Source organism: Aeoliella mucimassa, assembly GCF_007748035.1.
Taxonomy (GTDB): domain Bacteria; phylum Planctomycetota; class Planctomycetia; order Pirellulales; family Lacipirellulaceae; genus Aeoliella; species Aeoliella mucimassa.
Window position 1 is genome coordinate 1,641,679 of record NZ_CP036278.1, and the last position, 15,547, is coordinate 1,657,225.

General features: G+C 61.1%; 11 protein-coding genes. 8 read left to right on the forward strand and 3 right to left on the reverse strand.

Going from position 1 to position 15,547, the window contains the following annotated elements:
- Positions 1-40: 40 nt before the first annotated feature.
- Together alaS and Pan181_RS06585 are read left to right on the forward strand one after the other, a co-directional pair.
- Positions 41-2,872, forward strand: coding sequence for an alanine--tRNA ligase (gene alaS, locus Pan181_RS06580; protein WP_145246070.1), 2,832 nt, complete (start codon positions 41-43; stop codon positions 2,870-2,872).
- 259 nt (positions 2,873-3,131) lie between these two features.
- The gene (locus tag Pan181_RS06585; RefSeq protein ID WP_145246071.1) at positions 3,132-3,596 is read left to right on the forward strand and encodes a hypothetical protein; all 465 of its coding nucleotides are present in this window, start codon (positions 3,132-3,134) and stop codon (positions 3,594-3,596) included.
- Here Pan181_RS06585 and Pan181_RS06590 read toward each other — a convergent pair.
- Positions 3,556-4,992, reverse strand: a complete 1,437-nt coding sequence (locus Pan181_RS06590; protein ID WP_197528985.1) for an endo-1,4-beta-xylanase — start codon at positions 4,990-4,992, stop codon at positions 3,556-3,558. The two genes, Pan181_RS06585 and Pan181_RS06590, sit on opposite strands and share 41 nt — an antisense overlap.
- A gap of 213 nt (positions 4,993-5,205) precedes the next feature.
- Here Pan181_RS06590 and Pan181_RS06595 point away from each other — a divergent pair, with 213 nt between their 5' ends.
- Positions 5,206-6,093 (forward strand): phosphoribosylaminoimidazolesuccinocarboxamide synthase, encoded by an 888-nt coding sequence (locus Pan181_RS06595; RefSeq protein WP_145246073.1) that lies wholly within the window; start codon positions 5,206-5,208, stop codon positions 6,091-6,093.
- A gap of 29 nt (positions 6,094-6,122) precedes the next feature.
- Here Pan181_RS06595 and Pan181_RS06600 read toward each other — a convergent pair whose 3' ends face one another.
- Positions 6,123-6,824, reverse strand: coding sequence for a hypothetical protein (locus tag Pan181_RS06600; RefSeq protein WP_145246074.1), 702 nt, complete (start codon positions 6,822-6,824; stop codon positions 6,123-6,125).
- A gap of 155 nt (positions 6,825-6,979) precedes the next feature.
- On the opposite strand from Pan181_RS06600, the gene aroC reads away from it, so the two are divergent.
- Entirely contained in the window at positions 6,980-8,119 is a 1,140-nt protein-coding gene (aroC, locus tag Pan181_RS06605) for a chorismate synthase (RefSeq protein WP_145246075.1), read from the forward strand.
- 62 nt (positions 8,120-8,181) lie between these two features.
- The gene (locus Pan181_RS06610; RefSeq protein ID WP_145246076.1) at positions 8,182-9,387 is read left to right on the forward strand and encodes a hypothetical protein; all 1,206 of its coding nucleotides are present in this window, start codon (positions 8,182-8,184) and stop codon (positions 9,385-9,387) included.
- A 4-nt stretch (positions 9,388-9,391) separates the two neighbouring features.
- Here Pan181_RS06610 and Pan181_RS06615 read toward each other — a convergent pair whose 3' ends face one another.
- Positions 9,392-11,119 (reverse strand): adenylate/guanylate cyclase domain-containing protein, encoded by a 1,728-nt coding sequence (locus Pan181_RS06615; RefSeq protein WP_197528986.1) that lies wholly within the window; start codon positions 11,117-11,119, stop codon positions 9,392-9,394.
- Between the two features lie 309 nt (positions 11,120-11,428).
- Here Pan181_RS06615 and Pan181_RS06620 point away from each other — a divergent pair, with 309 nt between their 5' ends.
- Genes Pan181_RS06620 through Pan181_RS06630 form a run of 3 tightly spaced genes read left to right on the forward strand, consistent with a single transcriptional unit; the run spans position 11,429 to position 15,461 of the window.
- The gene (locus Pan181_RS06620) at positions 11,429-12,634 is read left to right on the forward strand and encodes a 2Fe-2S iron-sulfur cluster-binding protein (protein WP_145246078.1); all 1,206 of its coding nucleotides are present in this window, start codon (positions 11,429-11,431) and stop codon (positions 12,632-12,634) included.
- A gap of 10 nt (positions 12,635-12,644) precedes the next feature.
- The gene (locus tag Pan181_RS06625; RefSeq protein WP_231943772.1) at positions 12,645-13,676 is read left to right on the forward strand and encodes a cytochrome c family protein; all 1,032 of its coding nucleotides are present in this window, start codon (positions 12,645-12,647) and stop codon (positions 13,674-13,676) included.
- Between the two features lie 54 nt (positions 13,677-13,730).
- Positions 13,731-15,461 carry a cyclic nucleotide-binding domain-containing protein gene (locus Pan181_RS06630; protein WP_145246079.1) on the forward strand — a complete coding sequence of 577 codons (1,731 nt, stop codon included), beginning with the start codon at positions 13,731-13,733 and terminating at the stop codon, positions 15,459-15,461.
- Positions 15,462-15,547: the final 86 nt, after the last annotated feature.

Sequence of the window (15,547 nt, forward strand, 5' to 3'; positions counted from 1 at the left end):
ATTTCCACTTTCCGAGCCCCGAATCCTCCCCCTTTCCGCAATGCAAACCAACGAACTTCGCGAAAAGTACCTGGCGTTCTTCGAGACCAAGGGCCACACCCGCGTTGCCAGCGACGTGCTGGTGCCGACGTGGGACCCCAGTGTGCTGTTCACGCCGGCGGGGATGAACCAGTTCAAAGACCACTTTCTCGGCAAAGTGAAACTCGAATACACCCGGGCGACCACCTGCCAGAAGTGCATGCGGACCGGCGATATCGATAACGTGGGGCGGACGCCGCGGCATCATACGTTCTTCGAGATGTTGGGCAACTTTTCGTTTGGCGACTACTTTAAGGACGAGGCCATCCACTGGGCGTGGGAGTTCCTGACCGACAAGAAGTGGCTCGGCCTGCCCGCCGAAACGCTGAGCGTGACGGTTTATAAGGACGATCAGGAAGCGGCCGACATCTGGCACGAGAAGATCGGCCTGCCGACCAGCCGCATCAGCTTCGAAAAGGAAGACGAGAACTTCTGGCCCGCCAGCGCTCCGAGCCAAGGGCCCGACGGAGTGTGTGGCCCCTGTAGCGAAATCTACTACACCGCGCCCGGCCGCGAGGCGCTGGAGATCTGGAACCTGGTGTTCACGCAGTTTAACCGCGTGGGCGATCCGCCAGACAACCTCCGCCCGCTCCCCTCCAAGAACATCGACACCGGTATGGGCCTCGAGCGGACCGCTGCAGCGCTGCAGAACGTCGAGACGAACTTCCACATCGACATTCTGATGCCGATCGTGAAAGCGGCCGCCGAAGTCTGCGGAGTAGAATACAAGTACGACTCCGAGAACGGCCGTCGTATCCGCCGCATCACGGACCACGTGCGGGCATGCACGTTCGCGGTGCACGAAAACGTGTACCCGGGTGCCAATAAGGAAAAGTACGTTGTCAAGCGATTGCTCCGTCGAGCGGTGCTCGATGGTCATCAAATGGGCTTGCGCGATCCGTTCCTCTCGAAGATCGTGCCGGCCGTGGTCGACGCCATGGGGGGCCCCTATCCTGAACTCAAAGAAACGGTCGAACGCGTGGCCGGGGTGATCGAGAAGGAAGAAGCGAACTTCTTTTCTACCATCGATGGCGGTTTGAATCGCATCGACCTTGTCTTCGACGAGATGCGCAAAGACAATCGCACCACGGTCGATGGCCACGTGGCCGCTGATCTGTACCAAACTTATGGTGTGCCCCCCGAGTTGTTCGAGTCGCTCGCAGCCGAGCACAATCTGGCCTTCGATTGGAAGGGCTACCATGAGGCGATGGACGAGCATGGCGTTCGCTCCGGTACCGATCAGAAGATCGTCATGGGCTCGAAGGGGCCGATCGACTCACTAAAGAAAGTGCACCACAAGACCGAGTTCCTTGGTTACGAAATCACAGAGGCCGAAGCCACCGTGGTTGGTATCGTTGCGGGCAAGCCGGGTAGCGATCAGCTGTGCGACAAGATGGAAGAGGTTGGCCACGAAGATCCCGTGCGGGTCGTGCTCGATAAGACTCCCTTCTACGGCGAGAGCGGTGGTCAGGTAGGCGATGTCGGCAAACTGGTTGGCAAAGGCTTCGAGTTCGAAGTAATCGACACGCAGAAGGATGGAGAGCTCTTCATCCACTTAGGGCACTTGAAGAGCGGAGTGATGAGCGAAGGCGACACGGTGACCGCCACGGTCGATACCAGCCGCCGGGCTGCGATTCAGCGGGCTCACTCCGCAACGCACCTGTTGCACCACGCGTTGCACAAGCACCTCGGCGACCACGCCCAGCAACAAGGCTCGAAGGTGGATGCCGACTGGCTGCGGTTCGACTTCACGAACCTCAGTCCAGTGGAGCCGGAGAAACTGGCCGCTATTGCCGAGGACGTGGCTGCCGACGTGGCGACCGCTGCTCCCGTAAAGTGGGAAACCTTGCCGCTGGCCGACGCCCGCAAGCAGGGAGCGATGATGCTGTTCGGCGAAAAGTACCCCGACCCGGTTCGCATGGTGTCGATGGGCCCGCTCTCGGCTGGCACCAACAGTCGCGAACTCTGCGGCGGTACCCACCTGACCAACACCAGCGAGGTCGGCGCGTTTGAAATCATTAGCGAAGAAGGCGTTTCCTCCGGAACTCGTCGCATCGTTGCCTTGACCGGCCAGCGTGCCGAGGAGCAGGCCACGAAGACGGTTGCCGAGTTGGAGCAAGCGGCCAAGTTGCTTGAGGTCGATGGATCGCAAGTCGCCGAGGCGGTTGGGCTATTGCTCAACGAGCAGCGTTCGCTCAAAAAACTGCTCAGCTCTGGCGGACAACCCAGCGACGAAACGACCACCTTGGCCGCTAAGTCGGCCGCGAAGCTCAGTTACCAGCAGGCGAAGCTCGTGCTGGCCGAAGCGGGACGCTTGCTGTCGGTCGCTCCGTTGGCCGTTGTGCAGCGAGTGGAATCGTTGGTGAGCGAAGTCGAGTCGATCAAGAAGCAACTCGCCGAGCGCGATGCGACTGGTCCGTTGTCGGCCGACAAGTTGTTGGAGTCGGCTAAAGATGTGACTGGCACCACGGTCGTGATCGCTGAGACTCCCGGTGCACCGCAAAACTTGATGCGACAACTCATCGATACGCTGCGTGCAAAGTGCGATAGCGTCGCGGTGATGCTGGCCGCTCGCGAAGGGGACGACAAAGTAACGCTGATTGCTGGTATCTCGAAAGACCTGCAAGACAAAGGCGTTAGTGCAGGCAAGTGGATCAGCCCCGTGGCCAAAGCCCTCGGCGGTGGCGGCGGCGGTCGCCCCGACATGGCTCAAGCGGGGGGCAAGAAACCCGAGGAGCTACCTGCTGCTTTGGAGGTTGCCGAGAAGACAATCACCGAGATGCTAGGTGCCTAACCGCGCACATCGCAGTTAACTTGCCAAACCGCCAATTCAACTTACAGCTAGCAAGTTGAATTGTCGCTAAAATTGGAAAAGCGTTCTTGATCGACCGTAGTGTGCTGCCTTAAGATTTTTATTAGGCGGAGTTCATACGATCGGAAGTCGTTGCATCCTGATGCTCCGTTTTTGGGCGAGTGTGCTCGTCGCGTCTTGTCTTCCCGCGATCACAGACGCACACGCTCGCTAGTCTTTTTCCTAGACGGAGCGACTTGCCATGATTCAATTCAAAAGTGGTTTCACTCTCGACGTGAACCGCGGACCCAACTGGCTCTTCTTGCGATTGGAACCGAGCGATCGCAAGGGCGCTAAGAATCTGGCGGCGGATTTGTGGAGCGTGGTGTCGAAACACTTCACCTATCGTGTGGTGCTGGAGTTCAGCAATGAATTCGACGAACTGACTCCCGAACTCATCGAGCAACTCGATAAGTTTCGTGAGGACCTCGAAGCACACGATGGGGCCCTACGAGTTTGCGGTCTGAACAAGAAATGTGCCGAGCGACTGTCGAAGCAGTGCACTGAGTCGCGAATCAAATCGCATCTCTGCACCCATTCGACCGTAGCCAACGCCGTGTTTGGCGACGAGCATGCCCCAGGCGACTTGCCGCCGAAGCCACATCTCGATCCTGAGAGTGTCGAGGTTAAGCAAGATAACGCTTACGAAGCTCTGCGAGTGCATTAAGCACCGCCTTCGGCTGATGCGACTCATCGAATAACCCTGCGCCGGGGAACTCGGCGTTGCGGTCGGAGAGTTGATTCCAGAGTACTACTTGCACGCTGTTCTTCGCCAGTAGCGGAGGCAGATAATACTCTACCCATTTCGCCCGGCTTGCCGTTTCGCTGGGCGTAGCGGGGGCGTTGCGCGACACACGGGTGTCGACCGTGAGCATCAAAAACAGCGGCAGTTCGAACATGCTCCACTGATCCATCAGCTGGCTGAAGGCAATCGCTGTGCGCGGGGCGGTGGCCAGCGGTTGCTGGCCGATATTCAGCTCGAGCCCCAAGCCTGAGAGTCCCAGGTCGGCTCGCACCAACGCGTCCGCGTAGTGCATCGGGGCTAGTTCGATCGGCTGGTTCGCCATGTACTCGGCCCACGGTTGATCGAAGCTCGCCACGACCGGGGTTCGCGGATCGAGTTCGCGAATCGTGTGAATGGCCGAAGCGACGATCTGCAGGCGGTCTTCATCGCCAAGCGAAAGCACCTGCGGGCGATTCATGCGGGCGGCAACGTGCCACAGGTGCACCTTGCCGCGGTAGCGCCGCACGGTGTGGCGAACATGCTCGAGCATGAAGGTCGACAGCGTGTCGTAGTCGCCTTCCCACAGGTAGGTCCAGTCGGGCACGCGTCGCTCGTCGAACTCAAGCAGCGGGCCGCCGACCACCTTCAGGCCATGCTTCTGAGCCCATCGCAGTTCGTTGTCGGTGGCATCCCACTCCCGCCGACCTTCGCTCATCTCGATATCGCGCCAGGCCATCGGCAGGCTTACCAGATTGAACGTATCGACGATCGAGTGTCGCAAATCCTGCGGAGGCAATTCGCCGCTAAGGTCGACCCCCAATAGCGTTGTAAGTGGACCGTTGCGAGTCCGCAGCGCAAGCACCTGACTGGCGTACGTGCCTGCCAGGTCATGACCGGCTGACACAGCCAGCTCGATCGCCTCGTTCGCTTCGTTGCTGGCCGTAGCGGGGATTTGCTGACCCGACGCGGCTCGCGAGAAGTGCCGGGTTGCGGAAAGTACTTTCTGCTCCAGTTCCGGCGGCACCACTAATCCGAGTTGCCGCCAGGCTTCGAGTTGGTTCCGCAAGCGATGCACGACGCCGCGGGCGAGTTCGACTTCCAGGAAGTACGGTTTGTCGCGTTCCATTAGCGTGGCCGTCGAAAGCAGCATCTCGCCCCATTCGCGAACATGCCAGGGAACGCTAACCGTGCCCGAGTCTTTCTCGTTGCGTTGAATGACCAGCTGATTTTCGGAGATGAAAACGCTTCCGTACCATGGCAGCCCGTCGAACCCCACCATGTGCACACGGGACGGGTCGAGCCCTTCGAGCCGGCCCTTGTCGTGTACAAACAGTCGCATCAGTCCCATGGGGTGCAGGGCTTTCAGGGTTAGTGCGTGCCACGCTCGCAGGGGTGGGATCGCGAGGGGGGACGTAGAGGGGCTGGATCGTCAGGAAGTGCGGAATATTTTAGTTTAATTCACCGCCCGCCGAGGGGGCAAGCACTCTGTTTTCTTAAGGCGTAACATTATACTCGGCTTGCGACCCGCCGCACGACCACCAAGGAGGTTCCTATGGCCGCTTTTACGCAAACAAATCTGCCCAATCTGCCTGTACGGCATGGTAAAGTTCGCGACGTTTACGATTTAGGCGAACATTTACTGCTCGTGGCCACCGACCGCATTAGTGCCTTCGATTGGGTGCTGCCGACCGGAATTCCCGACAAAGGCCGGGTGCTCACCGGCGTGAGCGAGTACTGGTTTTCGCAGCTGGACACACCGCATCATCTGATCACGACCAACGTCGACGAGATGCCGCTGCCGGCTGAGATCGACCCCGAGCCGCTCCGCGGGCGGACCATGCTCACGCGGAAGGCCGAAGTAGTGCCGATGGAATGCGTGGTGCGCGGCTACCTGTCGGGCTCGGGATGGAAAGAGTACCAACAGTCGGGCGCGGTCTGCGGAGTGGAGCTGCCAAGCGGACTCGTGGAGAGCGACCGGCTACCCGAACCGATCTTCACCCCAGCGACCAAAGCCGAGATGGGGGAGCACGACGAGAACATCACCTTCGCCCAGATGGCGAGCACCATCGGACAGGACCTGGCCGACGAACTCCGTGCGCGGAGCATCGAACTGTTCGAGCAAGGCTCAAAGCACGCCGAATCGGTAGGGCTGTTGTTCGCGGACACGAAGTTCGAGTTCGGCATCTTCGAGGGCAAAGTCATTCTCATCGACGAAGTAATGACGCCCGACAGCTCGCGTTTCTGGCCCGCGGATCAATACCACCCTGGCGGACCGCAACCATCGTTCGACAAGCAGTTTGTTCGCGACTGGTTGCTCGCCAGCGACTGGGACCGCAACAGCGAACCTCCTCAGCTTCCTGTTGACATCGTCGACAAAACCCGCGCGAAGTACATCGAAGCATTCGAGCGAATCACTGGAAGCGAGTTCGCGTGGAAGTGATGGGGGCATTTGAGGGCGGCTTGCATGAGCTACGTCTCGTCGGAACCAGCGGGAGTCTCATCCGCATCGGGGAAGCTCTCCAGAAATTTCTTTCCGAACCCTTTGAATACGTAAGGGGAAAACTGATTGGGTTGGGCTCCCACTGCTACTCCAATTTTCCACAGCACCAACTGGACTGGAATGAAAATAAAGTAAATGCCGAGCATAAAGAATATGGAGTATTCCTCATCGGGCCATAGTTCTCTCACCACTGGCATACTGAAAAAGATAGCTCCAATCGCCCAACTGCTGCCGAGCCAGAATCGACGGAGTCGCTTGTGAAGCGAGCATATGTGGAACTCAAAACCAATCTGGTCTCTTGGGCGAACAAGCCTGCTAAGTATCGAAGCCATTAGGAGCCCCGATAACATCACCCCAGTGTGAAAGCAGGCGGCTGCTAGCCGACTGAAATCGAGAAGGTCTTCTATCAGTACCATGCCTAGCATGAGCATGCCGAAGACAAACGCGACGAGCAGCAAAGTGGATAGCCATGCAGTTTTGCGACGCATCGTGCGAACGACAAACTTTTCCGCTGCGGGGCGGTTGCAGGCGACGCATCGGTGGGGCGGATGGCTATCCTCCCACAGCATCAGCGTTTTGCCATGGCGCACGACCTCCCCGTCGCCTTCGGGCTCGTAATCCACCGAGTCCAAGTCGGCCTGCGGTGCGGCGTAGGGATTCTCTTCGTTCATAGCTGTTTTTCGCGGTAGCCAAGCAGTTCTCGGCGAATCGTACTACTTTTCTCTCGCCTGGCGAATCCCCGCAAGCTACGTGTCGCCGAAGGCCAGTTCCGATTATAATACTGGATTCCTCCATCCTGTTTCCCCCGATACCCCCCATCCTTCTCATGCTACGTTACTGGACTGCTGGCGAATCGCACGGACAAACCCTGGCTGCCCTGGTGGATGGTTTTCCCGCCGGAGTCGAGCTGGATACCGCGCCGATTGACGAAGAGCTACGGCGGCGGCAAGGGGGGTATGGTCGTGGCGGGCGGCAGCGGATCGAGACCGACAAGGTGCTGATCCGCACCGGCATCTGGCGGAGCACCACGCTCGGCAGCCCCATTCTGCTCGAAGTGCCGAACCGCGATTACAAGCTCGAACGACTCGACGACCTGCCACGCCCTCGCCCGGGCCACGCCGACCTCACTGGCTCGCTGAAGTACCTTGGCTCGATTCGCGGCATCCTCGAACGCTCGAGCGCCCGCGAGACCGCAGTTCGCGTTGCCGCGGGTGCGCTGGCCAAGCAGTTGCTCGCACCGTTCGGCATCACCGCCCTCGGCTACGTGGTCGAGCTTGGTGGTGAGCGAATCGAGCCGATCGAAGGCGACTACCAAACGCTTCGCACCGCCCGCGACCAAAGCGAGATCTACTCGCTGAACCCCGACCGCGATGCCGACATCAAGCAGATGATCGACCAGGCCCGCAAAGCGGGCGACACACTCGGCGGGGTGATGGAAGTACGCGTGGACGGGCTACCATTCGGGCTCGGCACCCACGCGCAGTGGGATCGCAAGCTCGACGGCCGACTCGCCCAAGCGGTAATGGCCGTGCAAGCGATCAAAGGTGTCGAGATCGGCATGGGCTTCGAAGCCGCCCGGCTGCCTGGCTCGCAGGTGCACGATCCCATTCACTACGACGCATCGCAAGCCGACAAGCCACACCTGGGATACATCCGCCCGTCGAACAACGCGGGTGGGCTCGAAGGGGGCATGACCAACGGCATGCCGCTGATTGTGCGGGCGGCGAAGAAACCGATCAGCACGTTGGCCAAGCCGCTAGCGTCGGTGAATCTCGAGACCAAGGAGCCCGACGCTGCTAGCTACGAACGTAGCGACGTTTGTGCGGTGTCGGCTGCTAGCGTGATCGTGGAAAACGTGGTTGCATTCGAGATCGCCGCGGCCTTGGTCGATAAGTTTGGAGGGGACAGTCTGTCCGAAATGCAGGCTCGATACGAACTCTTCCAAAAAATGGCTCAAGAGAGGTAAGAATCCCGGCGTTCAGGGCGAAGTCTCTGCTGCCGCGGCGGCCGACCTCCACTCGCTCTTCTATGCATCAGACGCACCAACGACGATTCTGCCGCTCGATTTTTTTGCTCGGTTGTATCCTGCCAACGCTAGCAGTGCTGGCCTGGACCACCTACGAGCGATGGCCAACTACGACCTCCGCACGCCTCAGCGAGCTGGAGCACGCTCTCGACATGCGAGTGGTCGCAGCGCGAGTGACCACGCCGATGCCCGAGGTCTATCGGGCGAGCGGCTTTGAGCTGCGGAACGTCGAAACCAACGCAGTAGTGCTGACGGCCGATGTGGCGACGCTTGATCATCGCGGTGAGGTTCCTCAGGTAGAGCTGTCCGGTGTGAAGCTGGCCGCTGAGGAGCTAGCACTCGTCTCGGCGCTGGTCGAGCGGACACTCTCCGTCGATTGGCCGAAGCAGGTTGTGATCGAGATGACCGACCTCGCCTGGCTCGGGGCGGCACCCGCTGGTGCTAGCGAGCTGCTGGGTGAGGGTTGTTTGGTCGCTAAGCTGACGACGATGCCGCACGACGAGTCGACCGCTAGCCGTAACTGGAGCTTCCAACTTGGCGACAGCGGAGTGCGGCTCGAAGTCGATCGCAACCGTCAGATCACCCCGCCGGCGACGCGGATGGTGCTCGACACCGCCGGGGCTAGTTTGCCGACGCGATGGATCGCCGAACTCGGCGCCGTGGTCGTGGATGGAGGTCTCGAGTCGCAGTTCGCCGGCAAGGTGACCATCACGCACACCGCGGATGGAGTGACCGGCCTGATGGAAGGCTCGCTCGACCAAGTGTCGCTGGCGACCGCCATGCAGATTCCGCTGCAGGCGACCGCGTCGATCGACCAATTGAAGCTTACCTGGCGCGACCGCCGCATCGAATCGGCCGAGGGGCTCATCGAAGCCGGCAGCGGCTCGATGCCCGGCAGCCTGGCGCGGCTCATGCAGTTTCTGTACGACGACTCGCAGCTCGGCGGGCAAGTGGCCGATGACCAGACGCTTGAGTTCCAACGGCTTGGTACCTGGTTTCGCTTGAACAATCGCGCCCTCGAGTTCGCTGGCGGTATCGACCGTGGCAACTCGATGCGGGCAATCATGCTCGGCGCTGAAGAGCAAGTGCTGTTCGGCAGTCCCACGAAGTGCGCTCCGCTGGGCGATGTGGCCACCGTGTTGTCGTGGCTCGGCACCGAGCAGGCGGACGAAGTCGCAGCGGCGCTGCCGCGAGCGATGCGTCGGTAGTCGTCTACTTCATGCTTAGCAGGATGGTCGACCGCGTTTTCGTGTCGCGATCGTCTCCAGCTCGCCGGCCGAGTCGGCGGTGGTGTTCGTTGTCGACCTGATCGATCAAGAACTGCCGAGGCAGGTTCGCCAGGTCGGGCAGGTCCTGCAAGAGTTCCTTCGCCCGATCGAGATCGCCCGCTTCGAATTGCGTCAAAGCGTCTTCATAGTGCGAGATTGCGTCGAGCACCCGCTGATCGCTCGTCGGCGGACTGATGGCAAACACGTCGATCGACGATTCGATGCCCGGCAGCTCCGCCTGGCAGAGTCGATAGTCGAGCAATTGCCCTGCGAGCCGCTGCACCACTTCGCGAGTCGCGACCACCGGCGAGCCGAGCAGCTTGGTGGCTTGCTCCAGCCGGCTGGCTAAGTTCACCGTTGCCCCGCGCGGGCCGTACTTCAGTCGCACCGAGCTACCGATGTTGCCCACTTGGGCAGTGCCGGTGTGCAGGCCGATGCCGAGCTGCAACGGGGCGGTTAGCACCTGTTGCCATCGCTCCGACACGGCCGGCAAAGCTTGCTGCATGTCGAGCGCCGCCTGGCAGGCCAGCAGCGGATGATGCGATTGCTCGAGCGGGGCGTTCCACATGGCCGCCAGGCCGTCGCCGTAGTAGTCGATGAGTGTCCCTCCATGCTGCATTACGGCCGTGGTCAGCGCGTCCATCACTTCGTTCAATAGCACGTACGTATCGGGAGTCGAGAGCTGCTGGCACAGCGCGGCGAATCCACGCAGGTCGGCAAATAGCACGGTCACTTCCTGCTCGCGTCCCGCCAGCGTGGCGGTATCGAGTTCCACCTGGGCGGCAATCGCCGGGGCGAACGCATGCTCGTAGGTCACTCGGGCGCGGGCCGCTTCGGCTTCCATGGCCAGGCGTTGCAGGCCGGCTCCCACGGATTGGGCCAGCAGCTCGACGAGTTGGGCCTCCATGTAGCGGATGCCGCGGCGGCCATTCTGGTCGTGCGTCGCGCGGTACCCGTACACCATGCCGGTGACCTGATGCTGATCGTCATGGATGGGGGCCAGCACCAGCGAAGTGCCAGCGCCATGCCCGGTGTGGAACATCGTGTGGCCAGCGCTAGCTACCTGCTCGACGAGCAGCGAGTGAAACGACACACCGAACTCAGGGTGAGGCAAATGGCTGGCAACGATGTGCCAGGTGTCGCCATCCTTGCGAAGCACCATCGCCCCATCGAGTCCCACGGGATCAACCACGAACCGAGCCGCGTCGTCGAAGAACTCCGCCCGATTCGCCGACCAGCGATGCAGGGCGCCGAGGGCCTCGAACCACCGACCAAGGGTAGCCGATGCCGGACCTCCCTGCTGCGAGTTGCGGTTCGAGCGATGCTCGCGGGCCGCCAGGGCGATCAGCGGCCGACCGTCGGTCGACTCCAATTCGCGATCGGCAATTTCAATATGGGTATCGTCGACCAGCAAGTGCAGGTGATCGACCAGTTCGAGCCGGGTGCCGCGCGGCACCGCAGCGAAGGTTTCGAGCCAATCGACTCCGTCGCACTCCACCGCCACCTCGGCCGACGGGCGGTGGGGGATCAAGGTAAACGTGTCGGCGTGTGTCGGCGCTTGGGTCGCGTTTAGCGAGTGCCAGCGGCCCGACTCGTCGCGGGCGATCGATGCCAGCTGAGCAACGGAGTACTGCTGGTGCTGGCGCGGGTTGTAAACAGTCAGGTCGATCATGGCGCAACGGGGGCTAGTGCAGGGGTTGCACAATGATAGGTCGCATCGCCCGGGTGGGCTTTGTACCGCACGAATCAAGGCGAAACGCACTCGCCGAACAACCGCTATAACCGTGCTATCACCGCCGCGGCGACTGTTCTGGACACTTGCCAGCATTTGCGGAATAATCGCCGCGTTCACGGGACCGCTGCGCGCACTGCTGGTACGCCTCGCCCGTGGTGTTTGGCCCCATGACAAGGAAGGACGAGGCCAATTAGCCCGCTTTTGTATATCACCGGATGCGCTCTCTGCTTGCTGGCAACTGGCCAGGTGGCAAGTCTTGCGCTGAGTGGTTGGATGCGGATGCGCCGCCGGCAGCAGCAGTTCGCCGACGACAAGCAGGCGTTTCTCGAAGCGGTGGCCATTACCGCACGAGCGTCTCGCGCCGATAAGCAGGACTACCTTGGTTGGACCGGGCAGCGCGAGCTGCGCATCTCGGCGATTGTCGACGAGGCGTTCGGCGTTAAATCGTTTTACTTCACCGATCCCGAAGGGGCTCCGTTGCCGAGCTTCGAGCCGGGGCAGTTTCTTACGTGTCACCTTGCGACGTCGGCTGGCGAGAAGCCGCTGGTGCGGTGCTACTCGCTCTCCGACCGACCGCGTGAAGAGTACTATCGACTTACCGTGAAGCTGTGCAGCCCGCCCGCGGATCGGCCGCAGCTTCCCCCCGGCCGCGGAAGCAGTCGACTGCACGCCATGCAAGTGGGCGACCGGCTGTCGGTGAGTGCCCCGCGGGGTGGTTTCTTCCTCGACCCGCGCCGTCGGCATCCGTTGGTGCTCATCGCCGGAGGCATCGGAGTCACGCCGATTGTCAGCATGCTGGCATCGCTCGCCGAAGCAGGCGATGATCGCGAAGTCTACTTGTTCTATGGGGTTCGCAATAGCAACGAGCATCCGCTGCGCGATCAGATTGAAGAGATCGTACGGGAACACCCGAATGTTCATCAGTTCGTACTCTACTCGCAACCGTTGCCAGACGACACGCAGCCAGACGACTATCATGAGCAAGGCCGGATCACGGTCGATTTGGTTCGCCGGATCGTGCCGACTGGAACATTCGACTACTACTTGTGTGGTCCCGGCGGCTTGATGGAGACGATGGTCGAAGGCCTGCTGGCCGCCGGAGTTCCGGCCGATCGAGTTTTGTACGAAGCATTTGGGCCGGCCAGTATCCGTAAGCCGAGCGACACTGCCGAGCCAGCGACGGTTGCCGCAGGGCCTCCGACGAGAGTGGTGTTGGCCAACAGTCATCACGAAGTCGATTGGGACAATCATTGCGAATCGTTGTTGGAGTTGATCGAGGAACTCGGCGTGGCCATCGACTCGGGGTGCCGGTCCGGCAACTGCGGGATGTGTGCCGCTCGTGTGCTCGAGGGCGACATTGCAACGGTCAAGCAACCGGGGGCCCAGGCGCCCGAGGGGTACTGCCTGGCTTGCATCAGCGTGCCGAAGTCGCCATTGGTCTTGGATTTGTAAGGGGTAGTGCATGATCGGTAAAAGTTCGGGAGCCTTGGTTGTCATGTTGTTGGTGCTAGTCGGCATCGGCATGAGTGCGCTCATGGCCGCCGATAACCAGCCGGTGCCTGGGTACTCGCCACAGCAGTGCGATCCGGCAACCGTGGTCGGGCACGAAACCTGCATCAAGTGTCACGAAGCGGCCATGAAGCAATGGATGCAGACGCCGCACTATCGCACGTTCGACGCATTGCACCGCACGCCCGAGGCCAAACAGATTGCTGATAAAATGGGGCTGCGATCCATCAAACGCAACGATACCTGCGTGACCTGTCACTATACGCGTCAGGTGGTTGGCAATCGCGAACGAGTGGTTGCCGGCGTAAGTTGCGAGTCGTGCCATGGGGGAGCGAAAAACTGGCTGGATCTGCACGCGGACTATGGGGGGCCGAACGTCACCCGCGAAATGGAAACTGCCGCGCATCGCGAGCAACGCCTGGAAGCGAGTATTGCCGCTGGCATGAACAATCCCGAGAACCTTTATCTTGTCGCCCGCCAGTGCCTGAGTTGCCATACTGTGCCCGACGAGAAGCTGGTGAACGTCGGCGGGCACAAGGCCGGCACCGATCAGTTTGAACTCGTTGCCTGGTCGCAAGGCCTGGTGCGTCACAACTTTGTGCGTTCCGGGGGAGCGACGAACGCAGTCAGTTCTCCCGAGCGATTGCGAGTGATGTATGTCGTGGGGCAGATGGCCGACCTCGAAGCTAGTTTGCGAGCCACCGCGAAAGCCACCGAGATGGCTACGTACGGGCAGGCGTCTGCCGGCCGGGCCGCGCGAGCGAAGTCGCGTCTGTGGGAAGTGCAGCGTCGCATCGACCATCCGCTGCTCGGCAAGGCGCTCGACGCGGTGGCCACGCTGCAGCTGACGCTCGACAACCAGCAGGCGATGCTCGCAGCCGCTGATCAGGTGGCCGAGGCCGCTTACGAGTTTGCCACGGTCGATGGTAGTACGCTGCAGGCGATCGATCGCTTGTTGCCAGCGGCGAATCAGTACAAGAACTAACCCAGCGCTCCCGACTTTCCGACTTGCCAACCAACCAGAGTCACTCCCTTTCGTATGTCGACTGCCGAAACCACCTTTGCCCGACCTGCTCGCTGGGATGTTCCTTTCAGCGAGATGATGAGCCAACGCGATGTCGAGCGACTGCTTGGTGTCGAGCCGTTTCGCAGTATCGACGCGAGTCGATTTCCGAAGTCGCTGCCGCTCAACGGTATCCTGAAAAACGACGCCCGCATCGTCGAGTTCCAGTCGGGCGATTTGGTGATTCGCGAAGGCGACTACGGCAGCAGTGCGTTCATGTTGCTCCATGGCACGTTGCACGTGGCCCTCGAAAGTCTGGCAGCGGCCACCACGGCTCGCGCCCCGCAACCTCGTAAGAGCTGGCTGCGGGCGATTGCTCAGGTGTTTGCTTCGCAGCAGGTGCCAGAGATTCGCGAGCGGCCGGTTGCCGTGGGCCTCGACGACGACCTCGGCCTGCGCGGCGAGGGGGAACTCGCCCACGTGTTTCTGCAGGACGTGCCGCGGGTGCTCGATGGTAATCGCACGGCCAAGCTCGAGCCGGGTGAGTTCTTCGGCGAGCTGGCCGCTTTGGCCCGTTCGCCTCGCACGGCCAGCGTGTTTGCCGAGACCACGGCCGTGGTGCTCGAGATCCGCTGGCAAGGCTTGCGCGACATCATGCGTCGCGCACCGGCCGTGCAGCAGCATATCGATCACCTGTATCGCACCAACAGCTTGCGAGTGCATCTTCGCGAAACACCGCTGCTGGCCGATTTGCCAGCCGCAGCGCTCGACGAAGTCGCCGCGGCGACCGAGTTTGCCTCGTATGGTAGCTTCGATTGGAACATCGACTTTGCCAAGAGCGAAGCGATGTCGCCGCTCGAACAGATCGCTCGCGAACCGTTGATAGCCGAGGAAGGCTCGGTGGTCGAAAGCCTGAGGCTGGTGCGGTCGGGCTTTGTGCGGATGAGTCGCAAGTTCGGAGCAGGGCACCGCACGCTCGCTTACCTCGGCAAAGGCCAAGTGCTCGGGGCAGGGGAGTTGCTGGTGGATGTCGACGAACACCCCATTCGACACGAGCACTCGTTGCGGGCCGTGGGGCATGTCGACTTGCTGGAGATTCCGATCGAAGTGGTTCGCAGTGCGGTGCTGCCACACCTGAGCGACGCCCGTCGTACCGAGTTGCAGGCCGCCTCGACGCGGGCGATGCCCGAGGTGAATCTCGACCGCCTGGTGGCCGACGACGAGCAGGCCGCGCCGACTCCGTTGGTGGACTTCATGGTCGACCAACGCTTGGTTAACGGCACCCAAGCCATGGTGATCGATCTCGATCGCTGCACCCGCTGCGACGACTGCGTACGTGCTTGTGCGACCACCCACGATGGGAATCCGCGGTTTGTTCGCGAAGGTCCTCGCTTCGGGCGCTACCAGTTCGCAAGCGCCTGCATGCACTGCACCGACCCGGTATGCATGATCGGCTGCCCAACCGGGGCGATTCATCGCGATATCGAAACTGGCACCGTGCGGATTAACGACTCGACCTGCGTGGGATGTGCGACCTGTGCGAACAGTTGCCCTTATACGAACATCCAGATGGTGGAAGTGCGCGATCAACTTGGGCATCTGGTGGTCGATTCGATGCAGGAACTGCCGATCGTGAAAGCGACGAAGTGCGACTTGTGCAGCGACGGACTGGGAGGCCCTGCCTGCGTGCGGGCTTGCTCGCACGACGCTTTGGTGCGTTTGGATATGGCCGACTTGAACCAGGTGGCCAAGTGGATGAACCGTTGAGCCGGACGAATCGTTAAAGCCTCCTCCACCGACGCATTGCTGCTTGGCCGTTTGACTACCCATTGTTTGCTGACTGTTACCTGAAT